Raw genomic sequence first — 275 nt, 5'->3', positions numbered from 1 at the left:
AAGGCTTCAGCATCCATGGCCAGCGTCAGGTGATGGCGCAGTATCATTTTACGGTATAAATCTTCTGCCATCTCAGGAGAGAAATGATGGCAGCGATTACGGCCCCTCAGTTTGGCACGGTGCATTGCCATGTCAGCCTGAGTGATGAGGGTTTCAATTTTCTTTGCGTCATTGGGGAAGCTGGCCATCCCGATACTGCAGCCAATGGATAACTCACCCACTTCTTTCAGGTGAAAAGGCTTATTGAGAGTGGTAATGAGCTTTCGCGCAAACTG

The 275-nt window shown here is 49.5% G+C and carries 1 protein-coding gene; it reads right to left on the bottom strand.

Features of this window, described 5'->3' with window-relative positions; translation table 11 throughout:
• On the bottom strand, nucleotides 1-275 hold a 275-nt coding region (locus R0J87_RS20105; RefSeq protein WP_498888459.1), incomplete at both ends, for a diguanylate cyclase domain-containing protein.

The organism is Halomonas sp. SIMBA_159 (genome assembly GCF_046536035.1).
Taxonomy (GTDB): Bacteria; Pseudomonadota; Gammaproteobacteria; order Pseudomonadales; family Halomonadaceae; genus Vreelandella; species Vreelandella venusta_A.
This window is presented reverse-complemented; position numbering and strand designations above follow the sequence as displayed.